The organism is Rhizobium bangladeshense (genome assembly GCF_001662075.1).
Lineage (GTDB): Bacteria > Pseudomonadota > Alphaproteobacteria > Rhizobiales > Rhizobiaceae > Rhizobium > Rhizobium bangladeshense_B.
In genome coordinates this window covers 109,959-123,838 of sequence record NZ_LYPL01000003.1, presented here as the reverse complement: position 1 = coordinate 123,838, position 13,880 = coordinate 109,959, and the positions used below count along the sequence as shown (strand labels likewise).

Sequence of the window (13,880 nt, the reverse complement as noted above, 5' to 3'; positions counted from 1 at the left end):
ATCGGCCTTTGAACCCGCATTGCCTTGCGGCGAGATCAAACGGGCAAGTAGCCACCACATAGCCTTGCATGGCCGGTGCTTTCACGCGACAAAGTCCGGATGAGCATTCCCGCGACACATCCTTTCGCCTTCGATCCCACTTACGGCATGCAGCTCGACGAGCTGCTTGCGGTTGAGCCGCCGGAGGCGCCGGATGGTTTCGACGCATTCTGGGAGACGCGGTATCAAAAGGCGCTGACGGTCGATCCGCAGCCGGAGCTTTCCCGCAGCGAGATCACCCATTCCGACTGGCACGTGCTCGACCTCGTCTATCTCTCCACGCATGCGTTCCGGATCGGCGGCTGGCTGCTGCTGCCGCGCGAGGGAGAGGTGCGGCGCGGCCTAGTCGTCGGGCATGGGTACGGTGGACGCGAGCGTCCGGATTTCGACCTGCCGGTGACCGAAACCGCGCTCATCTTTCCCTGCTGCCGCGGGCTGTCGCTCAGCGCCCATCCGCCGATTTCCGAGAATCCTTCCTGGCATGTGCTGCACGATATCGACAAGAAGGATTCCTATATCATCGGCGGCTGCGTCGAGGATATCTGGCTTGCCGCCTCGACGCTCGTTGCACTCTATCCCTGGCTTTCAGGGCATATCGGCTATAGCGGCATCAGCTTCGGCGGCGGTGTCGGGGCGATGGCAATCGCCTATGACGACCGCATCGACCGCGGGCATCTCGCGCTTCCAAGCTTCGGGCACCAGCCGCTGCGCCTCAAGCTGCCGAGCGTCGGCAGCGCCCAATCGGTGCAGGAATATCAGGCGGAACATGCAAACGTGCTGGAGACGCTGCGCTTCTTCGACGCGGCGACGGCCGCGACACGGATCAGGGTGCCGATGCTGACGGCGGTGGCGCTTTTCGATCCTTCGGTCGCGCCGCCCTGCCAGTTCGCTGTCGCCAATTCGATACCGAAATTTAATGAAATCTTCATCCTGGACGCCGGGCATTTCGACTACCCTGGAAGTGCTGAGCAAGAGGCGGTGCTCCGCGACAAGATCGGACAGTTCTTCAGGGTGTCATGAACCGCGAATATCTGCGCTGGTACAGTCAGCGTCTGCAACGAGACATGGAGATGCTGGTGTTCGGCCATGCCGGCGCCAAGGTGCTGGTTTTCCCGACGCGGGAAGGGCGCTTTTTCGAATATGAGAAGCTCGGCCTGGTCGCAAGCCTTGCAGACAAGCTGCAGGCCGGCCATCTCCAGCTCTATTGCATCGAGGGCCTGGCGGCAGACAGCCTCTACGGCTTCCATCGGCACCCGGCCGAGCGCATCCGCCGACATGCGGCGCTGGAGGATTATATCCTCAACGAGGTGCTGCCGCTGATGGCGGCGAAGAATTCGCATGACTGCACCATTGTACATGGATGCAGCCTCGGTGCCTTCCAGGCGGCGAGCCTCGTCTTCCGCCACCCGCATCTCTTCCGCAAGCTTGTCGCCTTTTCCGGGCGCTACGACCTGACGATGAAGGTGGAATCCTTCGGCGACCTGTTCGACGGCTATTACGACGACAGCGTCTATTTCCACACGCCGACACATTTCCTGCCCGGCCTCGGCGCGGACTGGCGGCTCGACAGGCTGCGCGAGATCGACATCGTGCTAACCATCGGCGACGCCGATCCCTTCCTCGATAACAACCGCTATCTCAGCCGGCTGCTGGGCGAGAAGAATATTCGCCATCAGTTGCATGTCTGGGACGGCCGCGCTCATCGCGCCGGCGCCTGGCGGAAGATGGCGCCGCTTTACATCTGAATACTGTCGGTCACGGCCAATATAAAGCCGCCGTTGCCACCGGCGCGTCCCAGAGCGAGCGCTCCTCGTCAGTCAGCAAAGCGAGAGTAACGGACAGTCCCTGCATGTCGAGGGAAGTGACGTAGGTTCCAACAAGCGAGCGCTCGATCGGGATGCCGCTCTCCTCGATGAAGCGGCGGGCGCCGTTATAGGCGAGGTAAAGTTCGGCCGGAGGCGTGCCGCCGAGGCCGTTGACGAAGAGCAGCGCCCGGGCGCCCGGCATCACGGCGATGTCACTGACGATCGTTTTGCAGAGATGGCCGATGATGGCGTCGGCGGCAGCGAAGGGCTGCCTGGCATGGCCGGGCTCGCCATGGATGCCGACGCCCATTTCCATCTCGCCGGGTTCGAGCGCAAACGTCGTGCGCTCGGTCTGCGGCACCGTCACGCCGTTCAGCGCCACCCCCATCGAGCGGATGCGTGTGTTCAACCCTTCGCCGAGCTCCTTCAGCTCGTCAAGCGGCATGCCGCGTTCGGCCGCAGCACCCAGGATCTTTTCGACGATCACCGTTCCGGCGACGCCGCGACGGCCTCGGCTTTCGCCTGTTCTCGACGTTTCGATATCATCACTGACGATGACCATGTCGAGGCGGTGGCGCTCGCCAGCCATCTCGATCGCCATTTCGAAATTCATCAGATCGCCGTCGTAATTCTTAACCACGAGCAGGCAGCCGGCGCCGGTATCGGCTGCTTCGATGGCGGCAATGATCTGGCCCGGCGTCGGCGAGGTAAAAATGTGGCCGACACAGGCGGCGTCCAGCATGCCGTGGCCGACGAAGCCGATATGCATCGGTTCATGGCCGGCGCCGCCACCTGATATGAGCGCCACCTTGCCCGATGTAAGATGGCGGCGGCGGATGAATCTGCGCTCCGGCCCGAACATCACGAAAGTCTCATGGGCGCGCACGAAGCCTTCGACGCTTTCGGCGACCATGGTTTCCGCAGTGTTCATGAACTTCTTCATCAAGCCCCTCCCAAGGCCAAGGGCATTACGTTACGTCAAGCATGTCACTCGTCATTCCGCGCCGATATCGCGACGATCTTCTGTACCAGATCGGAGATCGCCTCTTCCAGCAGGCGGTTTTTCCTGTCGTCGCCGAAATCCGGCACCATCAGCGACAGGTACCGCAATTTCTCGGAGTGGCCGAGATCCGGCAGCTTGCCAGGATGGGCGGCCTGATAGGCTTCGAGGAAGCGTTCCTCCTCACTGGCGCTGAAATGACAGACGCGGACGATCGTCGCGAGATGGCGCGCCGGCAGCGGCGTCGCATAGGTCGGGCTGGTGATCTGGGTGACGAAGCTTCGGTGTTTTCCAAGTGCCGTTGCCAGGCGCTGGCGCGTGCCCGAAGGCCTGTTGTCGATGATCTGCGCCAAAATGGACTTGTAGGCAATAATGGCGTCTTCGGTGTCTTCGCGCGCCATCCTACTCTCCGGCTGCCCTTGTGCCATCGGCGTTGAGCCCGATGATCGCCGATCTTATCGCGGGACGGCGGGCCGGCGCCACGGAAAAATGCCGGAGGCCGGCGGCAAGCAGCCCCGGGAGATAGCGGGGATCGCCGGCCATGTCGCCGCAGATGCTGACGGGCTTGCCGCCGGCAAGTTTTATCGCTTGCTCGATCAGACGGAGCACGGCGGGGGCCGCCTTGCCGGTATCGACCTCGTTGCCGTCACGGGTGGAGGCGGCGAGATATTGCGTGAGGTCGTTGGTTCCGAATGAGAAGAAGGCCGCCGATGCGAAGGTGTCGATCACCAACGCGGCCGACGGCACTTCCACCATCATGCCGATCGGCGGCATCCGGTGCTGCAGGGCGCGGCGGCCGAGCTTTTCGGCTTCCTCGCGGAACAGTTGGCGCATCCTGTCGACCTCTTCGGGAAAGGTCACCATCGGCAGCATCACCGAGAGCTTGCCGAAGACGGCGGTGCGCAGCAGGGCGCGGGCCTGGACGCGGGCGATTTCCGGCCGGGCAAGCAGCAGCCGGATGCCGCGCAGGCCCGGCTCGAGAGCCGGCGGATCTTCGAGGCCGGCCAGCGGCTTGTCACCGCCAATATCCAGCATTCTTATAGTTACTGGCTTTTGGCCCGCCTGCTCCAGCACGCGGCGATAGATCGCCAGCTGGCGTTCCTCATTGGCGGCATCGGCGATAGAGGTGACTGAAAATTCCGAGCGCATCAGCCCGACGCCCGCCGTTGCGGGATCGAGCGCATCGATCTCGGCGGGATCGTTGATATTGATGGAGATGAGGATCGGTACGCCGTCCGCAGTGCGCAACTCTCCGCTTTCGGTCTTGGTGTCGCCGAGCGGTGCGAGTGGCGGGATCAACATGCCGCCCGCCTCGAGGATGACAGCGCCGGCGTCGCCATCGACGCCGACGGGATCGCCGTCCGCTGCTGAAAAACGGCCTGTGCCAACCACCATCGGCACAGATTTCGCCCGGGCGAGCAAAGCGACGTGGCCGGCGGCGCTGCCTGCAAACAGCGCGATCCCGCCGCCCTTCGACCAGTCGTGAGCGAGGAAGCGGCTCGGCTCCATGTCCTTGCCGACGAAGACCGAGCCGGGCGGGAAATCGGCGACCGGGGCGCCGGAGAGCGCGCCGAGCACGCGGTTCTTGATGTCGAGAATGTCGATGGCGCGCGCCCGCATCTGTTCCTCGTCGGCCGATTCGAGTTCGGCGATATAGGCGTCGAGCGTGGCGACCCAGGCGAAGACGACATTCTCGTCGGCTTGCATGCGCGCGCCTGTTGCTTCGGCGATCGTTGGATCGCGCAGCACCTCGATCTGAAAATCGATGATATCACGGCTTTCGACGTCGGCGCCCTCGGCGAGGCGCTCGAGTTCGCCGATAGAGACATCGATCGCCTTCTCAAGCGCGCCGTAGCCGCCGGCGGTTCCCGGCGCGGAAGCAGCGTTCGGTTCCTCGGCGAGAAAGGCCGGGCCGGATGCGATGCCCGGGGATGCGCTCTTTGCTTTCAGCCTAAGCAGTTCTGCCATGCTTCTTTTCCTCATCGAAATTGCGCTCGATGAGTTCCTTGAGCGCGCGGATCGCCTCTTCGGCGAGAATGCCGTCCGCCCGTATCCTGAGAATCGAGCCCTTACGGATTCTCGCACCCATGACCTTGATGATGCTCTTGCCGTTCAGCCAGACGTCTGTGCCGTTGACGGCGATCTCGATCGAACAGGGGAACGACTTCGCAAGTCGTGTGAAGGTGACGGAGGGGCGGGCATGCAGCCCGACGCCGTGCTTGACTTCCACCTCCGTCTGACAATTCACGTGCAAAGGATCAGGCTCCTGTTTCTCAATACGCAATCGATTCGTCATCAGGGGGACAGTTCCTCGGCTGTGGCGACGACCCTGGCGAGCGACGCGCCCCCTGAGGCTTCGGCGGCGGCGACAACGGCGCCTTCGACGAGTGGCGCGTTGCATATGGAGACACGGGCCGATCGGGGAAGGCCCAGCATTTCGATCGCCATCTCGCTGTTGGTCTCGGCGCCGCCGAGGTCGACGAAGACGGCGACCCCGGCATCGGACCAGGCGGTCTCGATCGCCTTCAGTATACCGCCGGCGTCGGTGCCGAGTTCCCCTTGAACGTTGCCGCCCGACCAGGCGAGCGGCACGCAGTCGCCGACCATCTGCCGCACCATGTCGGCGATGCCCCTTGCCACAAGCGGCGAGTGGGAGACGATCACAATGCCCACATTTGCGGTCTGTCCATTCATGCCGGTCCTTTCATTCATTGGGGGCGGTGCTCCCCGAGATAGCGGCAGATCGCCGTGGTCAGCAGCGCGCAACTCGATGCACCGGGATCGACATGGCCGATTGAGCGCTCGCCTAGGAAGGCGGCGCGTCCGCGCATCGCCTTCATGGCGGCGGTCCTGTCGGCGGACCGTTCGGCCTTGCGGGCGACGTCACTGAGCGGTGACTGCTTCGCCAGCGCCTCATGGACGGGATAGAGTACGTCGAGCAGCGTCTTGTCGCCGGCGTGCGACCGCCCGCGCCTTGCCACGGCGTCAATCGCCTGTTTCAGCACCGGGGAAAAGTCGGCCTTCTCCTCATTCTTGCGCAGCTCGCGGCCGATCTCCATCAGCAGCGTGCCGTAGAGCGGGCCGGCCGCTCCGCCGACATTCATCACCAGCATCAGGCCGATCTTTTCCACCGCGTCGGGGAAGGGCAGGCTGGACAGGCTTTCGCCCTCGGCGCTGACAGCCTCGCAGCCGCGCCGCATATTGGTACCGTGATCGCCATCGCCGATGACGCGATCGAGTGCGCAGAGGTGATCGGCGTTTTCCGCGATCGTCGCGCGGCACACTTCGATCAGTCCCGCCACAAGCACCGGTTCCGCCTGCACTGCCTTCCTCCCTGTCGCCCTCTCCGCTAGGGGCTTCGAACTCTACCCGGTCAGGCGAGGCTTGCCGCCACGCCGAAAGCGCCGGCAACCGCGACCGCGCCGGGATCGGCGACACCCGCCAGATCTCTTTCGCCGACATAGGAGGCGCGTCCGGCTCTCGCCTTCGTCATTGTCTTTGTCGACTCCGCGCCTGATGCCGCTGCCCTTGCGGCGGCAGCGATGTCGCCTGAGGCGAGCGCCTGCAGGGCAGGCGACAGCGCATCGACCATCGTCCGGTCGCCGACCCCTGCTCCTCCATAGAACGTCATCCTGTCGAGCCCGGCAAGAAGAGCCGCTGAAATATCGGCTTTATCAGCCATCGCCTTTGCCGCGGCGGTGAAGAAGATCGACAGCAGCACGCCACTCGATCCGCCCATGCTGGTGCCGAGGATATCGCCGAGCGAGGCAAGAGTTGCCGCCGGTTTGTCGAGCGGCAGCGCATCGAGGCGGGCCAGCACGCTGCGGGCGCCGGCGGCTACCGTCGAGCCGGTATCGCCATCGCCGACGCGGCCGTCCAGCCGGTTGAGTTCGCTTTCCTGTGCGATCAGATGCTCGCAGAGTGCCGTGATCAGACGTCGGTTGCGGCTGTTCTCGCCAGCCGTGTCCGCGCCGTTCAGGCCGGCGGCGGTCCTCGGCGCAGGGATGATCCTAATCTCATGGCGTTCGACGGCCGGCATCCAGGCATGTGGCTCGACCGCTGCCGTCAGCGCCGCTTCGCGCGCGGCATCCAGCCGGATCAACGACAGCGAGAAGCCGTTCATGTTGAGCGCGGTCATCAACGGCGCCGGGCCGACGATCAGCTTGATGTGGCGGCCAAGCGGCGAGGCCAGCACTGTCTTGGCGATGACGGTCATTTCGAGCGGCGGCACAGCGCCGAGATTATTGATGAGGAGGGCGTGGTTTGCCTCCTCGCGCAAGGCTGGAGTCAGGCGCGCCGCCATGGTGGCGACGATATCGGCGACCGGCTGCAGCGCGATGCGCTCGACGCCGGGTTCGCCATGGATGCCGAGGCCCAGTTCACCTTCATCAGCGCCGAGGCGATCCTCATGCACCTGTCCGGGCACGCTGCAGGTGGAGAGCGACATGCCGAGGGAGACGATGTCGCCGGCAGCCGCCGCGGCATGCGCCGCGACCGTCGTCAGGTCCTCGCCCCTTTGGGCGTGATAGCCCGCGATCTTGTGGATGAACAGCGTGCCGGCGACGCCGCGGGGCTGGCTGATGCCGGGGATGGCGATGTCGTCGGCGACGATGACCATCTCGACGTCGAAGCCCTCGGCGCGCGCCTTTTCGGCGGCAAGGCCGAAATTCAGGCGGTCGCCGGTATAGTTCTTGACGATCAGCAGGGCGCCTTTCGGACCAGTGACGGCGCGGATCGCCGTCAGCACCGCATCGACGCTCGGCGAAGCGAAGATTTCGCCGGAGACGGCCGCCGTCAGCATGCCCTTACCAACAAAGCCGGCATGGGATGGTTCATGGCCGGCGCCGCCGCCGGAGATGATCGCCACCTTGGACTTGTCCCAATCCGCGCGCAGGACCACCTTGATGTCGGGAAAGCTGTCGAGACGGGCGAGACGGCCGCTGTTCGTCGTCAGAAGCAAACCGTCCAGAGCTTCTGTGACGATGGTTTCCCTGCGGTTGAAGAAGTGTTTCATCGATTGAGACCCGTCTGTTTGTTTTTCATGCCATCATCTTTTTTGCCGGTCAGGACAGGCGCTGTCCAGCCGCATCGAAATAAAGCGGATCGCGCAGCGTCAGGCTGATCCGGTCGCCCGGGGCGATCGCCAGATATGGATCCGCAAGTGTGACGAGCTTGTGATTGCCCGCCCTGATATGCAGATGGTTCTGGTCGCCGAGATGCTCGATCCAATCGACCTCGGCATTGGCATCCTTTCCGACGACGATATCGAGATGTTCGGTGCGCGCGCCGACTGTTCTGGTGCCGGAGGGCGGACGGCCGCCGGGCAGCAGGTCCGCCGGCAGAAGGTTGATGTGCGGCTGGCCGAGGCGGGCGGCGACATGCAGGTTGGCGGGATTGCCGTAGATCTCGCGGGGCGTTCCCACCTGCATCAGCCGGCCCTCGGCGACGATGCCGATGCGGTCGGCCATGGTCATGGCTTCCACCTGGTCGTGGGTGACGTAGAGTAGCGTCGAGCCGAGCTCCTTCTGGATGCGCTTCAGCTCCAGGCGCAGTTCGGCGCGCAGCTTGGCGTCGAGCGAGGAGAGCGGCTCGTCCATCAGATAGATTGCCGGCCGGCGCACCAGCGCCCGGCCGATCGCGACACGCTGCATCTCACCGCCGGAGAGCCTTGTCGAACGGTTTTCCAGCTTGTGGTCGATCCGGACCATGCGCGCGACCTCGCGCACGCGCCGGTCGATCTCCTCCGCGCTCAGCATGCGCACCGGTGCCTTCAGCGGGAAGGCGAGATTCTGGTAGACTGTCATGTGCGGATAGAGCGAATATTGCTGGAAGACGAAGGCGACGTCGCGCCCGGCCGGCGCTTCGGCCGCAACATTGCGGCCGCCGATCTCGATGCGGCCGCTGTCGGGCCTTTCGAGGCCGGCGATCAGCCTGAGCGTCGTGGTCTTGCCGGCGCCGGTGGGACCGAGCAGCACGACGAATTCGCCGTCGCGGATAAAAAGATCGAGCTCATCAAGAGCCTGGGTGTCGCCGAAGCGCTTGCTGAGATTTCTGAGGACGACATCAGCCATGCCGGGTCTCCTGATAGAGCTGGGATGGCACCGCGCGGCCCGAGACGCAGTCGAAGAGCGCGAGGTTCGCCGGGTTGAATTCGAGGCCGACGGTCTCGCCGATCCGGAAGCTGCGGTTGGCGGGAACGCGGGCCTTGATCAGGCCGCCCGGGGTTTCCACTGCTACAACCTGGTTGGTGCCGAGATATTCGCTGCCGTAGACGGCGCCGCGAAGGCGCGAGGCGTCGCTGAAGCGGATGTGCTCCGGCCTGACACCGAGCGCCAGTTCGCTCTCGGCCATGTCCTGATGAATCTCGGGAACGGCAACATTGACACCGTCGAGCTGGATGGATCTGTCGCCGCTCTTTAGGCCGGAGGTGAAGCGCATGAAGTTCATCGGCGGCGAGCCGATGAAATCGGCGACATACATGGTCGCCGGCTTGGCGTAGATCTCCTGCGGCGTGCCGAACTGCTCGATGACGCCGTGGTTCATGACGGCGATCTTGTCGGCCATGGCCATCGCCTCGTGCTGGTCGTGGGTGACGTAGACGGTGGTGGCATGGATGCGGTTGTGCAATTCGCGGAGCTCATGGACCATGATCTCGCGGAACTCGGCGTCAAGCGTGCCGAGCGGCTCGTCCATCAGGAAGCATTTCGGGCGGCGGACGATGGCGCGGCCAAGCGCCACGCGCTGCCGGTCGCCGCCGGCAAGGCCAGAGACCGAGCGGTTGAGAATATGATCGATCTGCAGCAGACGGGCGGTCTCCTCGACGCGCTGGCGAATCTCGGCCTTCGACATGCCTTGCGACAACAGCGGGAAGCCGATGTTTTTGCGCACATTCATATGCGGGTAGAGTGCAAAGAGCTGGAAGACAAAGGCGATGTCGCGGGCGCTGGCGCGGTTGAAGGTGACGTCCTCGCCGTCGAGATGGATCTTGCCGCTCGAGGGCAACTCGAGGCCGGCGATCATGCGAAGCGTCGTCGTCTTGCCGCAGCCGGAAGGACCGAGCAGCGCCAGGAACTCGCCGTCATGAACGGTGAAGCTCGAATCCTGAACGGCGACGAAGCTGCCGAATTCCTTGCGGAGATTTTCAATACGGATGTCCGCCATGGTTCACTCCGGGAACTTCGAAACGATGATGAACATCACGGTACCCAAGAGCAGGGTCACCAGCGAATAAGTGTAGAGCACCAGCAGGAAGGGCTGGAACAGCATCAGGAAACCGAGCCCGATCAGCACGGTTGCGATGTTTTCCATCGGGCGGCGGCGCAGAAAGAATGACCGTTTCGGGCGGGCAGGGGTGCGGGTGCGTGTTTCGATCAGGTGGCTCATTTGCGAACGGCTCCGAAGGTGATGCCGCGCAGCAGCTGCTTGCGCAGGAGAATGGTGAAGACGAGGATCGGGATGAGGAAGATCGTCGTGCCGGCGGCGACTGCCGGCCAGTCCTGTCCGCCTTCGCCGATGATCGTCGGGATGAAGGGCGGCGCGGTCTGGGCCCCGCCCGAGGTCAGAAGGGCGGCGAAGGCATATTCGTTCCAGGCGAAGATCAGGCAGAAGATCGCAGTTGCGGCAATGCCGGTGGTCGCCTGCGGCAGCACGACCTTGCGGAAGGCTTGCAGCCTGGTATAGCCGTCGATCATCGCCGCTTCCTCGTATTCGCGCGGGATCTCGTCGATGAAGCCTTTGAGCAGCCAGACGGCAAGCGAGACGTTGACGGCAGTGTAGAGCAGGATCATGCCCAGGGCCGTATCCGACAGGCCGAGTTCGCGATACATCAGGTAGATCGGGATGGCGACGGCGATCGGCGGCATCATTCGAGTCGACAGGATGAAGAACAGCAGGTCGTCGGCGAGCGGGATCTTGAAGCGGGAGAAGCCATAGGCGGCGAGCGTGCCGAGGAAGACTGCGAGGAAGGTGGAGCCGAAAGCGATCACCAGCGAATTGACGAAGCGCGGCAAGAAATTCGACGGACCGGCGATCACCATGTTGCGCTTGCGCGTCACCTCATCGCAGGCGCCGACCGGCGCCGGCAGCGAAGCGATATAGTCAGGGGTCTGCCGGGTGCGCGTCGTGAACAGGTTGCAATAGCCTTCGAGAGACGGCGTGAAGACGATCTTCGGGGGATAGCTGATCGAATCCGGCGGCGACTTGATGCTGGTCAGGAAGATCCAGACGAGCGGGATGAGGGTGATCAGCGCATAGAGGACGACGATCGTGCCGGCGATGCGCTTGCTGGTGAGGCTCGGCTCGACGACCGAATGGGCGGAGTTGGCGGCGCTCATCTTTGCTTCACCTTGTTCAATGCCTTGACGTAGATGTTGGCGAGGCCGAACACCGCGACGAAGAGGACGATGGCGAAGGCCGAGGCCCGGCCGGTCGCCCAGCTTTCGAAGGCGGCGCGTTTCAGCGTAATCGAGGCGACCTCGGTGACCGAGCCCGGTCCGCCGCCGGTCAGCAGCGTCACCATGTCGAACATCTTGAAATTCTCGATGCCGCGGAAAAGCACCGCGAGCATGATGAAGGGCAGGGCCATCGGCACGGTGATCGACCAGAACTGACGCCAGGGCGATGCACGATCGACCTCGGCCGCCTCGTAGATATAGTCGGGGATCGAGCGCAGTCCGGCGAGGCAGATCAGCATCACATAAGGCGTCCACATCCAGGTATCGACGATGATGATCGCCCAGGGCGCCAGAGAGACATTGCCGAGCATCTGGACATCGGATGTGGGAATGCCCGACACCAGCGAGACGGCATAGGCGAAGAGGCCGATCTGCGGCTCGTAGAGAAAGCGCCAGAAGTTGCCGACCACGGCGGGCGACAGCATCATCGGGATTAGGATAATCGTCGTCCAGAAGGCATGGCCGCGGAACTTGCGGTCGATGAGATATGCGAGTGTAAAGCCGATCACCGTCTGCAGCACGATCGTCCAGAAGACGAAATGCGCAGTGGTCTGCATCGCTTGCCAGATATCGGGATCGTTGAGAACGCGTTCGTAGTTCCCAAGGCCGATGCCCTGGACCGGCGCATTGGGCCGGTTGGCGCGGTAATTGGTGAAGGACAGATAGACCGCCCAAAGCAGCGGGAAGATGTTGATCGCCAACAGCAAGGTGATGGCCGGCGCAATGAACAGCCAGGCGATCGCCCTGTCTGAGAGGCCGCGAACGCGCCTGGCGACCGAGACCGGCGTTGCCCTTGCTGTCGCATCGGCCGCCTTCTCGACAATGGAGGAATGGGAAATGGTCAATTTTTCACCCGGTCTATTGGGATATGGAAGATCTGGCGGCCCGTTCGTCTGCCGATCCGGGCGCCATCCTAGTCAGGATGGCGCGCAGAAGGATGCCGACTGTCGCGTCGTCCGGCATTAGATCTTGCCGTCGTCCTTGAAGACGTCGCTCCAGTCCTTCACCAGGCCGTCGAGCGCTTCCTTGGCGGTGCCGTTGCCGGCGACCACGTAGTTATGGACGCGCTTCTGCATGGCCTGTAGCAGCGAGGCGTAGCTCGGCTCGGCCCAGAAGTCCTTGACGATCGCCATCGAGTCCAGGAAGGCCTGGGCATAGGGCTGGCTCTTGGTAAAATCCGGCGCGTTGACGACGGAGTTCAGGCAGGAGAACCCGCCGAGCTCCCACCATTTGGCCTGCACTTCGGGCTGTGCGAACCACTTGATGTATTGCAGGGCGGCGTCGCGCTTGTCGGAGTAGGACACCACAGAAATGCCCTGGCCGCCGAGCTGGGCGAAATGCGCCTTTTCAGCAGGATTGGGGAAGAAGCCGATCCTGTTGCCGCCGACCTTCTCGTCCTTGTAGAGGCCGGGCCAGGTGAAGGCGAAGTTCATCTGCATCGCGACTTGGCCGGATTTGAAGGCGTCGGCGGATTCGACCATATAGACGTTGGAGCTGCCGGGCGGAGTGCAGCAATCATAGAGCGACTTGTAGAATTCGAGACCCTTGACCGCGTCGGCCGAGTTGACGAAGCCCTCCATGTCGTAAGGCTTCTTCGGGTTGTCGTACTGGAAGCCCCAGTCGTAAAGGACGTTGGTTACGCCCATGGTGATGCCTTCGGAGCCGCGCTCGGTATAGATCGAGGCGCCGTAGACGGTCTTGCCGTCGATCTCGCGCTTCTGGAAGAACTCGGCGATCTTCTTCAGTTCGTCGTAGGTCTTCGGGGCTGCGAGAGCGTGGCCGTATTTCGCTTTGAATTCCTTCTGCAGTTCCGGCTTCTCGAACCAGTCCTTGCGGTAGGTCCAGCCGACGACATCGCCCATGGCGGGCAACGCCCAGTAGTTCGGCGTGTTCTTCGGCCATTCCGAGTAGCCGACGACCGTCGCCGGCACGAAGTCATCCATCTTGATGCCTTCCTTGTCGAAGAAGTCGTTGAGCTTGACGTAGTGGCCGTTCTCGGCCGAGCCGCCGATCCACTGGCTGTCGCCAATAATGAGGTCGCAGAGCTTGCCATGGGAATTCAGCTCGTTGAGGAAGCGGTCGGCATAACTCGTCCAGGGAACGAATTCGAACTTCATCTGCGTGCCAGTCTTGGCGGTGAAGTCCTTCGACAGCTCGACCAGCGCATTGGCGGGGTCCCAGGCGGCCCAGCACAGCGTCAGTTCATCGGCTTTCGCGAGATTGGGCAATGCCGACGACATGACGAATGCCGCGGACAGCCCAAGAAGGGCTTTCGATGTTTTCTGCATAAGTTCCTCCCAGAACCAATGCCGGCTCCCCGCCGGCGTCGCATGTTCACCCGTTTTAGAGAATGCTCACATGAACTTCTCAATCATCATGTTTAGCAATATGTTTAGTGATACGTATTTTTATAAACATTGCAAGCGACATTCGTCGCTGCGTCGCACGCGCTGCGTCGATCGGCGGAGCGGGTCCTGCCCTCTTTTTCGGAAAATCCGGGAAATTTCTGCGGCAGGCGTACCAATGGGACGAAATCTGGCCTCGCGGCGATATGGGCCGCAGGATATGGAGGTCGACGCCGCT

Annotated in this window: 15 protein-coding genes; 2 read left to right on the top strand and 13 right to left on the bottom strand. The window is 63.1% G+C overall.

Annotated elements, in window-relative coordinates:
• The first annotated feature begins 99 nt into the window (after nucleotides 1-99).
• Nucleotides 100-1,059, top strand: coding sequence for an acetylxylan esterase (locus A7X77_RS08160; RefSeq protein ID WP_064682457.1), 960 nt, complete (start codon nucleotides 100-102; stop codon nucleotides 1,057-1,059).
• Nucleotides 1,056-1,784 carry an esterase family protein gene (locus A7X77_RS08155; protein ID WP_064682456.1) on the top strand — a complete coding sequence of 243 codons (729 nt, stop codon included), beginning with the start codon at nucleotides 1,056-1,058 and terminating at the stop codon, nucleotides 1,782-1,784. The genes A7X77_RS08160 and A7X77_RS08155 overlap by 4 nt, the downstream gene beginning before the upstream one ends.
• Nucleotides 1,785-1,794: 10 nt before the next feature.
• On the opposite strand, the gene dhaK is transcribed toward A7X77_RS08155, so the two are convergent.
• From dhaK to A7X77_RS08090, 13 genes are all read right to left on the bottom strand, one after another.
• Complete coding sequence (gene dhaK, locus A7X77_RS08150; protein WP_064682455.1) at nucleotides 1,795-2,787, bottom strand: dihydroxyacetone kinase subunit DhaK; 993 nt, start codon at nucleotides 2,785-2,787, stop codon at nucleotides 1,795-1,797.
• A gap of 44 nt (nucleotides 2,788-2,831) precedes the next feature.
• The gene (locus tag A7X77_RS08145) at nucleotides 2,832-3,245 is read right to left on the bottom strand and encodes a hypothetical protein (RefSeq protein ID WP_064682454.1); all 414 of its coding nucleotides are present in this window, start codon (nucleotides 3,243-3,245) and stop codon (nucleotides 2,832-2,834) included.
• A gap of 1 nt (nucleotide 3,246) precedes the next feature.
• Nucleotides 3,247-4,812, bottom strand: a complete 1,566-nt coding sequence (locus A7X77_RS08140; protein WP_064682453.1) for a putative PEP-binding protein — start codon at nucleotides 4,810-4,812, stop codon at nucleotides 3,247-3,249.
• Nucleotides 4,796-5,140: an HPr family phosphocarrier protein gene (locus A7X77_RS08135; RefSeq protein WP_064682452.1), complete on the bottom strand. Its 345-nt coding sequence runs from the start codon at nucleotides 5,138-5,140 to the stop codon at nucleotides 4,796-4,798. The genes A7X77_RS08140 and A7X77_RS08135 overlap by 17 nt, the downstream gene beginning before the upstream one ends.
• Nucleotides 5,140-5,538, bottom strand: a complete 399-nt coding sequence (gene dhaM / locus A7X77_RS08130) for a dihydroxyacetone kinase phosphoryl donor subunit DhaM (protein ID WP_064682739.1) — start codon at nucleotides 5,536-5,538, stop codon at nucleotides 5,140-5,142. The genes A7X77_RS08135 and dhaM overlap by 1 nt, the downstream gene beginning before the upstream one ends.
• A 14-nt stretch (nucleotides 5,539-5,552) precedes the next feature.
• Nucleotides 5,553-6,167 carry a dihydroxyacetone kinase subunit DhaL gene (gene dhaL, locus A7X77_RS08125; RefSeq protein WP_064682451.1) on the bottom strand — a complete coding sequence of 205 codons (615 nt, stop codon included), beginning with the start codon at nucleotides 6,165-6,167 and terminating at the stop codon, nucleotides 5,553-5,555.
• A gap of 50 nt (nucleotides 6,168-6,217) precedes the next feature.
• Nucleotides 6,218-7,858 carry a dihydroxyacetone kinase subunit DhaK gene (locus A7X77_RS08120; protein WP_064682450.1) on the bottom strand — a complete coding sequence of 547 codons (1,641 nt, stop codon included), beginning with the start codon at nucleotides 7,856-7,858 and terminating at the stop codon, nucleotides 6,218-6,220.
• A 49-nt stretch (nucleotides 7,859-7,907) separates the two neighbouring features.
• Nucleotides 7,908-8,915, bottom strand: a complete 1,008-nt coding sequence (locus tag A7X77_RS08115) for an ABC transporter ATP-binding protein (protein ID WP_064682449.1) — start codon at nucleotides 8,913-8,915, stop codon at nucleotides 7,908-7,910.
• A complete protein-coding gene (locus A7X77_RS08110) occupies nucleotides 8,908-10,005 on the bottom strand; it encodes an ABC transporter ATP-binding protein (protein ID WP_064682448.1) in 1,098 nt (365 codons plus the stop codon). Before A7X77_RS08110 ends, A7X77_RS08115 begins: the two co-directional genes overlap by 8 nt.
• A gap of 3 nt (nucleotides 10,006-10,008) precedes the next feature.
• The gene (locus A7X77_RS08105; RefSeq protein ID WP_064682447.1) at nucleotides 10,009-10,227 is read right to left on the bottom strand and encodes a hypothetical protein; all 219 of its coding nucleotides are present in this window, start codon (nucleotides 10,225-10,227) and stop codon (nucleotides 10,009-10,011) included.
• A complete protein-coding gene (locus tag A7X77_RS08100) occupies nucleotides 10,224-11,177 on the bottom strand; it encodes a carbohydrate ABC transporter permease (RefSeq protein WP_064682446.1) in 954 nt (317 codons plus the stop codon). The genes A7X77_RS08105 and A7X77_RS08100 overlap by 4 nt, the downstream gene beginning before the upstream one ends.
• A complete protein-coding gene (locus A7X77_RS08095) occupies nucleotides 11,174-12,142 on the bottom strand; it encodes a carbohydrate ABC transporter permease (protein ID WP_064682445.1) in 969 nt (322 codons plus the stop codon). Before A7X77_RS08095 ends, A7X77_RS08100 begins: the two co-directional genes overlap by 4 nt.
• A 117-nt stretch (nucleotides 12,143-12,259) precedes the next feature.
• Nucleotides 12,260-13,585 carry an ABC transporter substrate-binding protein gene (locus tag A7X77_RS08090; RefSeq protein WP_064682444.1) on the bottom strand — a complete coding sequence of 442 codons (1,326 nt, stop codon included), beginning with the start codon at nucleotides 13,583-13,585 and terminating at the stop codon, nucleotides 12,260-12,262.
• Nucleotides 13,586-13,880 lie beyond the last annotated feature (295 nt).

What these genes read in the sequence shown, in the direction of transcription:
- A7X77_RS08160 (WP_064682457.1), top strand. Translation starts at nt 100, where the DNA reads ATGAGCATTCCCGCGACACATCCTTTCGCCTTCGATCCCACTTACGGC.
- A7X77_RS08155 (WP_064682456.1), top strand. Translation starts at nt 1,056, where the DNA reads ATGAACCGCGAATATCTGCGCTGGTACAGTCAGCGTCTGCAACGAGAC.
- dhaK (WP_064682455.1), bottom strand. Translation starts at nt 2,787, where the DNA reads ATGAAGAAGTTCATGAACACTGCGGAAACCATGGTCGCCGAAAGCGTC.
- A7X77_RS08145 (WP_064682454.1), bottom strand. Translation starts at nt 3,245, where the DNA reads ATGGCGCGCGAAGACACCGAAGACGCCATTATTGCCTACAAGTCCATT.
- A7X77_RS08140 (WP_064682453.1), bottom strand. Translation starts at nt 4,812, where the DNA reads ATGGCAGAACTGCTTAGGCTGAAAGCAAAGAGCGCATCCCCGGGCATC.
- A7X77_RS08135 (WP_064682452.1), bottom strand. Translation starts at nt 5,140, where the DNA reads ATGACGAATCGATTGCGTATTGAGAAACAGGAGCCTGATCCTTTGCAC.
- dhaM (WP_064682739.1), bottom strand. Translation starts at nt 5,538, where the DNA reads ATGAATGGACAGACCGCAAATGTGGGCATTGTGATCGTCTCCCACTCG.
- A7X77_RS08120 (WP_064682450.1), bottom strand. Translation starts at nt 7,858, where the DNA reads ATGAAACACTTCTTCAACCGCAGGGAAACCATCGTCACAGAAGCTCTG.
- A7X77_RS08115 (WP_064682449.1), bottom strand. Translation starts at nt 8,915, where the DNA reads ATGGCTGATGTCGTCCTCAGAAATCTCAGCAAGCGCTTCGGCGACACC.
- A7X77_RS08110 (WP_064682448.1), bottom strand. Translation starts at nt 10,005, where the DNA reads ATGGCGGACATCCGTATTGAAAATCTCCGCAAGGAATTCGGCAGCTTC.
- A7X77_RS08105 (WP_064682447.1), bottom strand. Translation starts at nt 10,227, where the DNA reads ATGAGCCACCTGATCGAAACACGCACCCGCACCCCTGCCCGCCCGAAA.
- A7X77_RS08100 (WP_064682446.1), bottom strand. Translation starts at nt 11,177, where the DNA reads ATGAGCGCCGCCAACTCCGCCCATTCGGTCGTCGAGCCGAGCCTCACC.
- A7X77_RS08090 (WP_064682444.1), bottom strand. Translation starts at nt 13,585, where the DNA reads ATGCAGAAAACATCGAAAGCCCTTCTTGGGCTGTCCGCGGCATTCGTC.